This is a genomic window from Paraburkholderia sp. J41 (assembly GCF_905220235.1).
Taxonomy (GTDB): Bacteria; Pseudomonadota; Gammaproteobacteria; order Burkholderiales; family Burkholderiaceae; genus Paraburkholderia.
On record NZ_CAJMZE010000021.1, the window covers coordinates 88,626 to 102,627 of the forward strand.

Annotated in this window: 11 protein-coding genes and 1 tRNA gene; 6 read left to right on the forward strand and 6 right to left on the reverse strand. The window is 63.6% G+C overall.

Annotation, left to right across the window (positions count from 1 at the left end):
- The first annotated feature begins 308 nt into the window (after positions 1–308).
- The 3 genes from dprA (at position 309) to U5805_RS21415 (ending at position 5,187) form a co-directional block, all read left to right on the forward strand.
- Positions 309–1,754, forward strand: a complete 1,446-nt coding sequence (gene dprA / locus U5805_RS21405; RefSeq protein WP_322105494.1) for a DNA-processing protein DprA — start codon at positions 309–311, stop codon at positions 1,752–1,754.
- 79 nt (positions 1,755–1,833) lie between these two features.
- Complete coding sequence (locus U5805_RS21410; protein ID WP_322105495.1) at positions 1,834–2,211, forward strand: thioredoxin family protein; 378 nt, start codon at positions 1,834–1,836, stop codon at positions 2,209–2,211.
- Between the two features lie 321 nt (positions 2,212–2,532).
- Positions 2,533–5,187, forward strand: coding sequence for a DNA topoisomerase III (locus U5805_RS21415; protein WP_322105496.1), 2,655 nt, complete (start codon positions 2,533–2,535; stop codon positions 5,185–5,187).
- Between the two features lie 141 nt (positions 5,188–5,328).
- Here U5805_RS21415 and U5805_RS21420 read toward each other — a convergent pair whose 3' ends face one another.
- Positions 5,329–6,444, reverse strand: coding sequence for a LysR family transcriptional regulator (locus tag U5805_RS21420; protein ID WP_322105497.1), 1,116 nt, complete (start codon positions 6,442–6,444; stop codon positions 5,329–5,331).
- A gap of 335 nt (positions 6,445–6,779) precedes the next feature.
- Entirely contained in the window at positions 6,780–8,630 is a 1,851-nt protein-coding gene (locus U5805_RS21425) for a phosphoenolpyruvate carboxykinase (GTP) (protein WP_322105498.1), read from the reverse strand.
- A 424-nt stretch (positions 8,631–9,054) separates the two neighbouring features.
- On the opposite strand from U5805_RS21425, the gene U5805_RS21430 reads away from it, so the two are divergent.
- On the forward strand, positions 9,055–10,068 hold the full coding sequence (locus tag U5805_RS21430; RefSeq protein ID WP_322105499.1) for a D-2-hydroxyacid dehydrogenase family protein: 1,014 nt from the start codon (positions 9,055–9,057) through the stop codon (positions 10,066–10,068).
- 35 nt (positions 10,069–10,103) lie between these two features.
- Here U5805_RS21430 and U5805_RS21435 read toward each other — a convergent pair whose 3' ends face one another.
- Together U5805_RS21435 and U5805_RS21440 are read right to left on the reverse strand one after the other, a co-directional pair.
- Positions 10,104–10,982 (reverse strand): patatin-like phospholipase family protein, encoded by an 879-nt coding sequence (locus U5805_RS21435; RefSeq protein ID WP_322105509.1) that lies wholly within the window; start codon positions 10,980–10,982, stop codon positions 10,104–10,106.
- 44 nt (positions 10,983–11,026) lie between these two features.
- Complete coding sequence (locus tag U5805_RS21440; protein ID WP_322105500.1) at positions 11,027–11,431, reverse strand: PaaI family thioesterase; 405 nt, start codon at positions 11,429–11,431, stop codon at positions 11,027–11,029.
- A 231-nt stretch (positions 11,432–11,662) separates the two neighbouring features.
- On the opposite strand from U5805_RS21440, the gene U5805_RS21445 reads away from it, so the two are divergent.
- Positions 11,663–11,738, forward strand: a tRNA-Lys gene (locus tag U5805_RS21445).
- A 267-nt stretch (positions 11,739–12,005) separates the two neighbouring features.
- The gene (locus U5805_RS21450; protein ID WP_322105501.1) at positions 12,006–12,488 is read left to right on the forward strand and encodes a DUF488 domain-containing protein; all 483 of its coding nucleotides are present in this window, start codon (positions 12,006–12,008) and stop codon (positions 12,486–12,488) included.
- Here U5805_RS21450 and U5805_RS21455 read toward each other — a convergent pair.
- Together U5805_RS21455 and U5805_RS21460 are read right to left on the reverse strand one after the other, a co-directional pair.
- Positions 12,445–13,275 (reverse strand): hypothetical protein, encoded by an 831-nt coding sequence (locus U5805_RS21455; RefSeq protein WP_322105502.1) that lies wholly within the window; start codon positions 13,273–13,275, stop codon positions 12,445–12,447. The genes U5805_RS21450 and U5805_RS21455 overlap by 44 nt on opposite strands.
- A gap of 466 nt (positions 13,276–13,741) precedes the next feature.
- On the reverse strand, positions 13,742–14,002 hold a 261-nt coding region (locus tag U5805_RS21460; protein ID WP_322105503.1), incomplete at its 5' end, for a hypothetical protein.

Consider the following 14,002-nt stretch of genomic DNA (forward strand, 5'->3'; position numbering starts at 1 on the left):
GAGCGGTGCGGCGTCGCTCGATTGCGCTCGCGTGTCGGCGCGCATTGGCCATTCGGCCAGCTTGCGGGGGCCGCGCCGGATACGGACGATATACGCAGATATACGGACGACCGGACCGCAATTCAACGCGCTGACTTCATGTGCAATTTAACGTGCGATTTAACGTGCGATTCAGCGTCGATAGCTTGCTGCCTTGCAGCGCGTGCAACTGGCGTGCGCGGTCCGTGCCTGTGCGCGCCAAACTTGTATTTCGGATAGTGAAAATTTTATCACGGCATGCGGCAATTCGCCCGCCGCCGGAGAATGCGATGCCTTCCACCACCCTGCCCGCCTCACCGCCCGGCTTGCCGCCGGCGCTGCCTTCCGCCTTGCCGCTCGGCGCCGAAGAACTGGCCGCCTGGCTGCGCCTCGCGCTCGCGCGGAGACTGAAACCGGCGGCCTTGCATGCGTTGCTGGGCGCGTTCGGCCTGCCGTTGCAGGTGCTGGCGCAGCCGTTTCAGGCGCTCGCCGCCGTGGCCGGCGCGAACGCCGCTCGCGCCGCGCTCGACGACCCGGGCCCCGATTTCGCGCCGCAGTTCGACGCGTTGCTGGCGTGGCGCGAGCAACCCGGCAACGCGCTCGTCACGCTCGCGGACCCGGCGTATCCGCCGCGTCTGCTGGCGATTCCCGATCCGCCGCCGCTGCTCTACGTGAAAGGGCGGCTCAATCTGCTGCATGCGCGCGCGGTGGCCGTGGTGGGCAGCCGCAACGCCACGCCGCAGGCGCTGGAAGACGCCGGGCGCTTCGCTCGCGCGCTCGCCGCGCGCGGCCTCGCCGTGGTTTCGGGGCTGGCGCTCGGCGTGGACGGCGCCGCGCACCGCGGTGCGCTCGATCAGCCCGGCGGCACCGTCGCCGTGATCGGCACGGGCGCGGATCTCGTCTATCCGCCCACGCATCATGCGCTCACCATGCAGATCGCCGCGCAAGGCGCGATCGTCTCGGAATGGCCGCTCGGCACACCCGCGCGCTCGGCCAATTTCCCGCAGCGCAACCGCGTGATCGCGGCGCTCGTGGAAGGCGTCGTGGTGATCGAGGCGGCGCAGCGCTCGGGCTCGCTCATCACGGCGCGGCTCGCCAACGAAATGGGCCGCGACGTATTCGCGCTGCCCGGCTCCATCCACGCACCGCTCACGCGCGGCTGCCACGGCCTCATCAAGCAAGGCGCGCAGCTCGTCGAAACGCCGGAAGACGTGCTCGAAGCGCTGAAAGTCGCGCCGCCGGCGCACCCGGCCGGGCGCGCGACAGTGCGCGCGCCGCGACGGCCGCGCGAGCCCAAACGCTCGATTTTCCTGGCAACGCAGCGCGAGGCGCATGGCGTCACCTTGCCGCTGGCGTTGGACGAGGCGCCGCCGCCATCGCCAAAAACCCACGTCATCGCCGGGAGCGGCCAATCTCAGGCGCGCGACGCGGCCGCTGCCGACGCGGCCTCCGCGCCACCTTCGACCGAGGCCGCAAAAGCCCATCGAAACAAAGCCGCCGGCACCGCAACCGGCAAACCGCGCGAAGGCCAAACGCCGCCCGCCAGCCTCGCCCCGGAAGCCCTGCGTCTTCTCGACGCCCTCGGCCATGCGCCGGCCACGCTTGAAATCCTCGCCCAACGCACCGACATGGCCGAAGCGGTGTTGCAGGGCACGCTGTTGCAGCTCGAACTGGCCGGCCATCTGCACGCGCTGCCCGGCGGCTGGTTCGTCCGGGCCTTCCACTGCGAGCGCTAGGCCGTGTTACATTCGCGCCAATTACCCGCAACACCCCGAATGCATCCGCTCTATATATAAAGAGCCGCAAGGAACGACCATGCCCGCGCTTGACCTCGACACCGACGCCGACCAGATCGCCGAACGCATCAGCGATCGCGACACGCTCTTCGTCGCCTGTTTGTGCGCGCAATGGTGCGGCACCTGCCGCGACTATCGGGCAACTTTCGACCGTATTGCCGAAAAGCACCCCGACATCTGCTTCGCGTATATCGACATCGAAACGCACGCCGACCGTTTCGACGATCTCGACGTCGAAAATTTCCCGACCATCCTGATCGAGGACGGCCATGCCACGCGCTTTTTCGGCACGGTTCTGCCGCACGCCGCCGTGGTCGAGCGCATGCTCGCCGACCTCACGGCGCTGCCGGGCGCGGACGGCGCGCCGAAATTGCGCCCGGCTCTCGCGGTCGCGTAATCACATTCGTTGTCGATTCACGCCGCGTGCCACGCGTGACGCGCATCTGACCCCGCGGAGACGGCCCGCTTGCCGCGCGGCCTGACGCGCCCTTATGATTGGGCGCCTCGCAAGTCCCGGCGAGACGCGCAGCGGCATCGTCACGAAACGACGCAAAAATCGATGTCCGCGCGCCATGTGCTATAAAGCGGACGTTAACGCGCCCCGCCACCTCGCGAGGCGGCCCCGTCCAGTCTCGCGGCACGCCGCCCGACCCGGCGGCCGGCCGCACGGCACCGGCTGCCGGGGCGCTCAACCGGATTCACCCACAAGCAACCAGTCATGTCCAAAGCTCTGATCATCGCCGAAAAGCCATCCGTCGCGAACGACATCGCGCGCGCTTTGGGCGGTTTTACCAAGCATGACGAATACTACGAGAGCGACGACTACGTGCTCTCGTCGGCGGTCGGCCACTTGCTGGAGATCGCCGCGCCCGAGGAATACGAGGTCAAGCGCGGCAAGTGGAGCTTCGCGCATCTGCCCGTCATTCCGCCGCATTTCGACCTGAACCCGATCGCGAAAAGCGAATCGCGGCTCAAGGTGCTCACCAAACTGCTCAAGCGCAAGGACATCGACCGCCTCATCAACGCCTGCGACGCGGGGCGCGAGGGCGAGTTGATCTTCCGCCTGATTGCGCAGCATGCGAAGGCGAAGCAGCCGGTCCAGCGCCTCTGGCTCCAGTCGATGACGCAGCAGGCGATTCGCGAAGGTTTTGCGAACCTGCGCAGCGACGACGACATGCTGCCGCTCGCCGACGCCGCGCGTTGCCGCTCCGAAGCCGACTGGCTCGTGGGCATCAACGGCACGCGCGCGATGACGGCGTTCAACAGCAAGGGCGGCGGCTTCTTCCTCACCACGGTTGGCCGCGTTCAGACGCCAACGCTCTCCATCGTCGTCGAACGCGAAGAGAAAATTCGCCGCTTCGTGCCGCGCGACTATTGGGAAGTGCGCGCGGAATTCGTCTGCGCGGGCGGTTTCTACGAAGGCCGCTGGTACGACCCGAAGTTCAAGAAGGACGAATTCGACCCGGAGAAGCGCGACTCGCGCCTCTGGAGCCTGCCGGCCGCCGAAACCATTGTCGCGGCCTGCCACGGCCGCGAAGGCACGGTCACGGAAGAATCGAAGCCGTCCACGCAGCTTTCGCCCGCCCTCTTCGACCTCACGAGCCTCCAGCGCGAAGCCAACGGCCGCTTCGGCTTTTCGGCCAAGAACACGCTTGGCCTCGCCCAGGCGCTGTACGAAAAGCACAAGGTTCTGACCTACCCGCGTACCGACGCGCGCGCGCTCCCCGAGGACTACATCGACACTGTCAAGGAGACGATGGCGATGCTCAAGGAGAGCAACAACTACCTGCCGTTCGCCAAGCAGGCGCTCGACAAGGGCTGGGTGAAGCCGAACAAGCGTATCTTCGACAACTCGAAGATCAGCGATCACTTCGCCATCATCCCCACGTTGCAGGCGCCGAAGAATCTGTCGGAGCCGGAGCAGAAGCTTTACGACCTCGTCGTGAAACGCTTCCTCGCCGTGTTCTTCCCGGCCGCCGAATATCGCGTCACCACGCGCATCACCGAAGTTGCCGGCCATCACTTCAAGACCGAGGGCAAGGTGCTCGTCGAGGCGGGCTGGCTGCAAATCTATGGCCGCGACACGGGCGGCGACGACGCCAATCTCGTGCCGGTGCAAAAGGGCGAGAAGGTCAAGACCGACAAGATCGCGGCGCACCAGCTCGTGACCAAGCCGCCCGCGCGCTACAACGAAGCCACGCTGCTTTCGGCGATGGAAGGCGCGGGCAAGCTCGTCGACGACGAAGAACTGCGCGAGGCCATGGCCGCCAAGGGGCTCGGCACGCCGGCCACGCGCGCGGCGATCATCGAAGGTCTGCTGGGCGAAAAATATCTCGTGCGCGAAGGCCGCGAGCTGATTCCCACGGCCAAGGCGTTCCAGTTGATGACGCTCCTGCGCGGTCTCGGCGTGGAGGAACTGACCGCGCCCGAACTCACGGGCGAATGGGAGTACAAGCTTTCGCAGATGGAGCGCGGCAAGCTGCCGCGCGACGCGTTCATGCAGGAAATCGCCCGCATGACGCAAACCATCGTCAAGCGCGCGAAGGAATACGATTCGGACACGATCCCCGGCGACTACGCCACGCTGGAAACGCCGTGTCCGAATTGCGGCGGTCAGGTGAAGGAAAACTACCGCCGCTTTGCATGCACGAAGTGCGAGTTCTCGATCTCGAAGATTCCGGGCGGCCGTCAGTTCGAAATTCCCGAAGTCGAGGAACTGTTGCAGAACAAGACGATCGGCCCGCTTTCGGGCTTCCGCAGCAAGATGGGCCGGCCGTTCTCGGCCATTCTCAAGCTCTCGTTCGACGACGACATCAAGAACTTCAAGCTGGAGTTCGATTTCGGCCAGGACCAAGGTGGCGAGGACGGCGAAGCGCCCGACTTCTCGCAGCAGGAACCCGTGGGCGCATGCCCGAAGTGCAACGGCAAGGTGTTCGAGCACGGCATGAGCTACGTGTGCGAGCACTCGGTGGGCGCCGCCAAGACCTGCGATTTCCGCTCGGGCAAGGTGATTCTTCAGCAGGAAATCGCGCGCGAGCAAATGGCGAAGCTGCTCGCCGAAGGCCGCACCGACCTCCTGACGAACTTCAAGTCGTCGCGCACGGGGCGCAACTTCAAGGCGTTCCTCGTCAAGCAGCCGGACGGCAAGATCGGCTTCGAGTTCGAGAAGAAAGATCCGGCCACCAAGACGGCGGCGAAGAAAACGGCCAAGGCCAGCGCCGCCGCCAACGACGCAGCGGATTCCGGCAATTCGGCCAGTTCGGGTGAAGCAGCAGAAACCGCCAAACCCGCGCGCAAGACTGCGGCGGCCAAAAACCCGGCGGCACGCAAGACCGCTGCCCGCAAAACGCCCGCGCGCAAGACGGGTTCTTGACGGCGGGTTCTTGACGGCGGGTTCCCGACGGATTTTTGCGCGGGCCTCTCGCCCGCGCGCGTCGACAAAAAGGCGCCGTTTCTCGCGAGACGGCGCCTTTTTCATCGGCTAACATCGTTCAAAACGACTTCATCGCACGGCTTATAGCGGCGAAATAGCGGAAGTTCGCGTGCGAGGCGCCGAAGCGCGAGCGGCTTTCGGCGCGCGTTCGGCGTCCAACGCGCCGTGCTCGCCGTCGTGGCGCGAAACCGTCGGCTCGACGCCGTCGAACGGTTCGGCCGCGCCATTGCCATTGTGCGAAGCCGCCGAAGCGGCCGACGGACGCGCCATGCCGTCCTTGACCCATTGTTCGCCAAGTTGGCTGTTCGGCGTCTGGCTGAAGTGCTCGACGAGATGGTCGATGAACGTGCGCACCTTCGCCGGAAGATGGCGGCGGCTCGGGTACGCGACGTTGATTTCCACTTGCGGCAAGCGATAGTCGCCGAGCAGACGCACGAGGCGCCCGCGCTCGATGTCGCGGCCGATCAGGTAGCTCGGCAGAATCGCGATGCCCATGCCGAGCAGCGCGAACTGGCGCAGCATCTCGGTGTTGTTCGCGACGATCACGTTGCTCGGGCGCACGCGAATTTCGCCGTCCGGGCCGGTGAACACGCGCTCGTCGCCCCAGTATTCCGAGGGCAGCGAAAGACACGGATGCTCCATCAACTGCTCGGGCCGCGTGGGCGTGCCATGCGTTTCGAGATACGCGGGCGTGGCGCAGACGGTCATGCAGCCCGTCGTGAGGCGCCGTGTGACGATGCTCGCGCTGCGCATCTGGCGCGCGGCCACCACGCCCAGGTCGAACCCTTCTTCGACGAGATCGACCTGACGGTCGACCAGCGTGACGTCGGGGATGACCTGCGGGTAGCGCTGCGTGTAGGTTTGCAGCACGGGCGCAAGGTTGTGCAGCCCGAACACGACCGGCGCGACGATACGAAGCGTGCCCACGGGCTCGTGGTTGCGCGCGACGACCATCTGCTCGACATCTTCCAGCTCATCGAGAATCTGGCGGGCGCGCTCAAGATAAACCTGACCCGACTCGGTCAAGGAAAGACTGCGGGTCGTGCGATTCAGAAGACGCGTGCCGAGCCGGCCTTCGAGGTCCGCGACATGCCGCGTCGCAACCGCATTCGAGATATCCATCGCGGAAGCGGCCCGGGCGAAACTGCCAAGGTCGGCGACCCGGACGAAAACTCGCATCGACTGCAAATGATCCATGAGACTACTCCTGCCTGTTACTGTCCGCCGAAAGCGACGAAGAGACTGCGAATTCTCCTACGACCGCAGAAATCGTGCAGAAGTTGCCTCGGAAGCCCCTATTTTCTTTACAAATTCTTCGACTGAACCCTAAAACGGATAAAGCCATTCCCTATTGTTTCCCCTACAGAAACAATTTTGCGCGATGCAGCGAGATATAGGTGTAAACGCCTAACAGACGGCTCGTGTTGCCGCACTTCGCAATCCGTCCCCGAAAACGAAAATAGCCGCTCGCAAGCGGCTATTTAATAAGTCCCGCGTAAGTGGGCGCTCACATACGCACGATCTTTACGTCGTTAGAGACGATCTTCCAACGTTTGGCGCGAGGAATGCAGCACCGGCGGCAGTCCTTGCGCGAGCGTTTCGAACAGTTCGGCGTGCAGCACCAGTTCGTCGCGCCACGCCCCGGCGTCGACCGAAATCACCTGCGCGAATTGCTCCGGCGTGAACGCGAGTCCGCGCCAGTCGAGGTCGCCGTAGCGCGGCGAAATGCCGAACGCGTGTTCGTCGCCTTCGGCCTTGCCTTCGATCCGGCGCACCATCCATTCGAGCACGCGCATGTTTTCGCCGAAACCCGGCCACACGAATTTGCCTTCCGGGCCCTTGCGGAACCAGTTCACGCAGAAGATGCGCGGCAGCGTGGCGTTGAGCTGTTCGAGGCGCTCGCCGGTTTTGAGCCAGTGACCGAAGTAGTCGGCCATGTTGTAGCCGCAAAACGGCAGCATCGCGAACGGATCGCGGCGCACCACGCCTTGCTGGCCCGCCGCCGCGGCCGTGGTCTCCGAACCCATGGTCGCGGCCATGTAGACGCCTTCGGTCCAGTTGCGCGCCTCGGTCACGAGCGGCACCGTGGTGGAGCGGCGGCCGCCGAACACGAAGGCGTCGATGGCCACGCCCTTCGGGTTCTCCCATTCGGGGTCGATCGACGGGCACTGCGAGGCCGGCGCCGTGAAGCGCGCGTTCGGATGCGCGGCCTTGCGGCCGGTTTCCTTGCCGATTTCGGGCGTCCAGTCGTTGCCCTGCCAGTCGATCAGGTGCGCGGGCGGCGCGTCGGTCATGCCTTCCCACCAGACGTCGCCGTCGTCGGTGAGCGCGACGTTCGTGAAGATCACGTTCTCCTTCAACGTGGCCATCGCGTTGAAGTTGGTCTTTTCGCCCGTGCCCGGCGCCACGCCGAAGTAGCCCGCTTCCGGGTTGATCGCGTAGAGGCGGCCGTCCGCGCCCGGCTTGATCCAGGCGATATCGTCGCCGATCGTCGTGATTTCCCAGCCGTTCATCGCAGGGGGCGGGATCAGCATGGCGAAATTGGTCTTGCCGCATGCCGACGGGAACGCCGCCGCGACGTGATACTTGCGCCCTTCCGGCGAGCGCACGCCGAGAATCAACATGTGCTCGGCGAGCCAGCCTTCGTCGCGGCCCATGGTCGAGGCGATTCGCAGCGCGAAGCACTTTTTGCCGAGCAGCGCGTTGCCGCCGTAACCCGAGCCGTAGCTCCAGATTTCGCGCGATTCGGGAAAATGAACGATGTACTTGGTCTTGTTGCACGGCCACGGCACATCGGCCTGGCCAGCCGCGAGCGGTGCGCCCACGGTATGCACGCACGGCACGAACTCGCCGTCCTCGCCCAGCACGTCGTAGACGGCCCGGCCCATGCGCGTCATGATGCGCATGTTCACGACAACGTAGGGACTATCCGACAGTTCGACGCCGATATGCGCGATCGGCGAGCCGAGCGGCCCCATTGAAAACGGCACGACGTACATCGTGCGTCCGCGCATCGACCCCGCGAACAGGCCGTCGAGGGTCGCGCGCATTTCGGCCGGCGCCATCCAGTTGTTGGTCGGGCCGGCGTCTTCCTCGCGCTGCGAGCAGATGAAGGTGCGATCCTCCACGCGCGCCACGTCCGAGGGATCGGAGCACGCGAGATACGAGTTCGGGCGCTTTTGCGGATCGAGGCGGCGCATGGTGCCCGCTTCGACCATCCGCGCGCATAAACGGTCGTATTCCTGCTGGGAACCGTCGCACCAGACAATCTGGTCGGGCTGCGTGTGGGCGGCGATCTTCTGCACCCATTCGACCAGTTTGCGGTGACGGACCCAAGCAGGCACCTGGACGGCGGCCTGCGCCTGGTAATCGGGATGATTCATCGAGCTGTCTCCATTTGGGGCTTGAAAACGGGGATCGGCCCTTGTAGACGCTGCAAGCGAGAGGCGCAACCGCGGCGAACCGAATGTTGATGGCAGGTCAACATATTGCTCGATTCGTAAAGTTGGGCAGGGTCGTCAAGGTCCTTTTCAGGCCGGGGTTCGAAACCGTCTGTAAAGCGGCTTGCATCGCAACCCGTCAACCTGTTAAAAGTTGCAAATTCGCGTCGAATGCCGCGGCAAACAGCCCGCGTGCGCGGTGCCCCTGAAGGGGGCGTTCGCGCAACCCCAATACCTGCTGTCTTGCGGCGCGCGACTTGAAGGCTCCCTATATTCATAGCAGCCTTCCGGGCGCTGCATAGTGGGATAACCACCAGATAAACATCGAGTCCCGCCCGAGGCGGGGCGCCAGGACAAACCCGCCGCCATGAAAATTGCCATCCTTGACGACTACCAGGACGCCGTTCGCAAGCTCGACTGCTTTCAATTGCTCGCCGACCATGAGGTCAAGGTTTTCAACAACACCGTGCGCGGCCTGGGCCAGCTCGCAAGCCGCCTCTCGGAAGTCGAGGCGCTGGTGCTGATTCGCGAACGCACGCGCATCACCTCGCAACTGCTCGACAAGCTGCCGCATCTGCGCATGATCAGCCAGACCGGGAAGGCCGGTCCGCACATCGACATCGAAGCGTGCAGCGAACGCGGCATCGCCGTGCTGGAAGGCACGGGCTCGCCCGTCGCGCCCGCCGAACTCACCTGGGCGCTCATCATGGCCGCCCAGCGCCGCATTCCGCAGTACGTCGCGAACCTCAAGCAAGGCGCGTGGCAACAGTCGGGCCTCAAGACCTCGGCAATGCCGCCGAATTTCGGCCTCGGCCAGGTGCTGCGCGGCCAGACGCTCGGCATCTGGGGCTACGGCAAGATCGGCCGTCTCGTGGCCGGTTACGGCAAGGCGTTCGGCATGCGCGTGCTCGTGCATGGGCGCGAGCATTCGCTCGAGGCCGCGCGCGCCGACGGCTACGAAGCCGCCGGGAGCCGCGAGACGCTGTTCGAGCAAAGCGACGTGCTTTCGCTGCATCTGCGTCTGAACGACGCGACGCGCGGCATCGTGAAACAGGAGGATTTGCTGCGCATGAAGCCCACGTCGCTGCTCGTCAACACGAGCCGCGCGGAACTGCTGGAGGAGAACGCGCTGCTCGGCGCGCTTTCGCATAACCGGCCGGGCATGGTGGCGATCGACGTATACGAAAGCGAGCCGATCCTGCAAGGCTACAGCCTGCTGCGCATGGAGAACGTGATCTGCACGCCGCACATCGGCTACGTGGAGCACGAAAGCTACGAGCTGTATTTCAGCGCGGCGTTTCGCAACATCCTCGCGTTCGATGCGGGCGATACGGCGAGCGTGGCGAATCCCGAAGCCTTGCAGGGCGGCCGGCGCAAGTAGGCGCCGCTCGCGCTTCCCGGCTTGCGTCGGGCGAGTCAGGCGTGCGCGGACGCGGCCAGCACGTCGGGCAGGCGCGCGAGAAAGCGTTCGCCGTCGACGCGCCCGAGGTTGTAGGCGTGCTGCATCTGGTGCGGGCTCGTGTAGTCCCAGCTCGAGATCGGCACCCTCGCCGACGGCTGCACGTAAAGGCGCTGCTGCGCGCCTTCGGGCGTCTTGTGCGCGACCACGAACATCTGCGGGCGCGGATACAACCGCGTGACCATGACCAGCACGCGCCCCGGCGTGTCGTCGAGCGCGCCCACGGGCACGTTGTCGACCATGCCGCCGTCGAGCACGGGCCGGCCGTCGCGCCGCAGCACCGGCGTGAACGGCGGCGTGCAGGACGATTGCAGGATCAGGTCGGCAAGATCGTCGACGCTGGCACATTCCTGCGCGGTCACGAATTCCGGATGGAAACCGAGCTTGCGGCCGAGCGTGGGGTGCAGCGTCTTGCGAATGTGCTTTTCGATGTTGTACGCGATCAGCCCCGCGGCGACGGCGCTTCGCGCGCCGAGCCAGCGCGGCACGTGCGACACGCCGATGCGGATTTCGGGCGCATCCTGGAGCTTCGTGAACGGCTCGCCGTAGATGTCGAGCAGCGCCTGCCGATAGATGCGGTAATGCGGAAACACCGACTCGCCGCGCAGCAGGTTGCCCCAGTACGCGTTGCGCTTGTTGTGGCGCAGCGCTTCCTCGTAATAGCGCATGACCCAGCCGGCGTCGCGCGTGTAGAGCATGCACGCGGTGGCCGCGCCCGCCGAAATGCCGGTGATGATGCGCGGACGCAGCCGCAATTGCGGCTGCACGATGTCCCAGAACCCCGCCTGCCACCAGCAGCGATTGCCGCCGCCCGCGAAAACCACCTGATCGAACATGCCGTGTGCGTCCTTGCGCTCGTCGAAACCTCGAAGCGGCAAGCTTAATCGAGCAACGCGTAAGTCGACGTGGCATGAACGGCCATGCGGCCTTCTTCGTCGTAGAGTTCTATTTCGCCGAACACGAGATTGCGGCCCATGCGCAGTACGCGCGCGGTCACGAGCACGTCGCCGTTGCGTACGGCGCGCATGAAATTGGTGTTGAGCGCGACCGTGGTCATGGGCTTGAAACCGCCGAGCGCGGCCGAAATAGCGACGATCATCGCCGTATCGGCGGCCGCCATGAACACCTGGCCGCAGATCACGCCGCCCGCGTGGCGCAGTTCGCCGGAAAACGGCAGGCGCAGCGTGGCGGTGTCGCCGGTGACTTCGACCGGTTTCATGCCGAGCGAGCGCACCCACGGTGCGAGTACGCGCTCGAGCAGCGCGTCGATTGCTTTTTCGTCCATTGGGTTCATCGCGTTCATTGTTTCGCCCTTGGGAATTCGCGTTCGGCAAGCGCCCGATCTGGCTGGACGCCCCAAGGGGCGCGGATGTGACGACATGATACCGGCGCGGCATGGCTGCGCCGTGAAATCCTTGCGCGCGGAGTGCGGCAGTCGACGGCCCCGTTTTTTTAGAAAAAATGCGAAAAGGGCTTGGCAAGTATCAGAAAGTCGTGCATAATTTCGCTTCTGTTGGGGGCGTTAGCTCAGTTGGTAGAGCAGCGGACTCTTAATCCGTAGGTCGAGTGTTCGAGTCACTCACGCCCCACCAAAGAAATCAAGCACTTAGCCCAGCCTGCACGGCTGGGCTTTTTGCTTTCTGGATCCCATGTAGGCACCGTGTAGGCATTTTGGAACTGCATCAATCAACAAAGATCAACAAAGGTCCATATCGCTAGGCAAAGCGCGGCGCACGGAACAATCGCGTTGCCCTCGGTTGCCGGGAGCGACGCCGACTTTCAGCGGACTGCTGCCACGAATATCGGATCTCGCCGGAGAACGGTATTCTGAGGATACCGCCTCTGGACGGAGCACATCGATGACTGTATTCACCATTGGCTACGAAGGACTGGACATCGACACTTTCATGTCACTGCTCGGCGAGCATGGCATCGAAACCATCGTGGACATCCGTGAACTGCCCTTGTCGCGCAAGCCCGGTTTCTCGAAGAAAGCGCTCGCGAGCACGCTGAACCTCTCCGGCCTCGAATACGTTCACATGGTCGACCTCGGCTGCCCGAAGCCGGTACGTGACCGCTACCGCGAAGATGGCGACTGGAAACGATACACCGTGGGCTTTCTCAAATACCTTAAGACACAGAAAGCGGCTATCGCAGATCTGTCCGATTTGGTGAATTCGTCGAACTGCGCCTTGCTCTGCTACGAAGCCGACTTCAACTTCTGCCACCGCTTGATGGTCGCGAATGCCGTGCGAGAGCATTGCGGTGCTGACATCGAACACATCTCGGTCGCCAAGGTTAGAACAGCGCCCCCTGCCGGTCGTCAGCTGGTTTGCGCTTAGGTGGATAGATCAAACTGATGATCAGCCACTGGTCTTGGAACCGATGCTGGTTACCCATCAGGAACATCAGCTCCTTACTGCCCAGATCCTCCTCCAGCTTGGCGCGAAACGGCTTCTCCCAGTCGACACCATAGCTTTCACGGCATTTCCAGAAGAGTGCTCCGGCCTCCCAGTCAACGATCTTGTGCTTGTGCTCCTTTTCTCCGTCCGGAGTATCGCAGACGTATCGGTAATAGAAGTCAAACGGCACCTTGCGAAGCTGCTTCACCTGCTTGCGCTCTTCCGCCTCAGAAAAGAGATTGCCTTGCATCTGCTCTAGCAGCAGCTTCTCCCTCTCCTCATCCGTCCAATCCGGACTGCGAGCCTTGATAATCTCCAGGCCTAGTAACCGCCCGGGATGCAGGAGTGCGAGCGACAGCCCATCTGCAAGCCTCGTCGCGTCGATGGTATCGAAGCTACCAAACGTAGGGATCTTATCCAGCCACTCCCACCGTAACGACCACCCTCTCTTCGTATCGATTACGTCGCCGCAATTAATCGTATCGACGTACACCTTGTGGCTCTCCGGGCGATGATCTTTGTTAGCCTTTTCGACGCGCACATCGATCCACTGCCACTTCCTGAACTGCTGCCCGTCCTCAATTAGCCGGAATGGCACCGGGAAGAGGCGGCGCATCGCGCCGCTCTGCGTGATACCCGCGACGCAGGATGTTTCGACGTACTGCGCACTTGGCGAAGGATAGGTCTTCGCCAGAATCAGGATGCGTTCGACTCGCCCAAGTGCCATTGCCTCCCCCGTTTCTTTTCGTTGCGCAATATGCCCGCGTAGCAGCAAAGCCCGTCATATCATGCAGCATCTACTTATCCCGGTACTACAGCAAGACCGTTGTCAATACCGTAATCCTCACCCAACTCCATTGCGGCCGATGCGACCGTCACTAAAACTCGGGGTGGGAATCAAGTCAGATAGCATCCGATAAGGCAATGCGCACAGAGGCTGGCGCTATGCCAACTGCATGGATGCGCTTAGACTTTTCTTCAGCGTCCTCGCGGCAGGCCAACGTCCAACGCGCCGTGCGCAGCCCGGCTACAGCAAGCATTGCGACGAAATATGCTTCATCGACATCGGATAGCCGCCCGAGCGACAATCGCCACGCGCGTCCACAGCTCTTCGCTATCGCCGTCGAACAACACCGCTTCGAACGCCGCGTCGACTGCCTGCTTGCGCACCATTCGCGGTGCAACGCATGTCGCTACTGCCCTTCGTTGTTTCGGCTACGATCGAATTCCGAGATACCGGAAAGGAGATAACCGACAATGCCGCCGATCAGCGTCCCAGGCGTCGCACCATCGAGAATTTTCTCGAGTGCCAGAATCAGGATCACCGGTATTAACATCACGACTGCGGCCAACTGTATTACGCGAGCACCGATGGCCCTCTCTTGGTAACGAAACGATGAGCCATGACAGCACCAAAGCCCAATGGAATAGTGAGCGCAGCGATCAGTTCGATG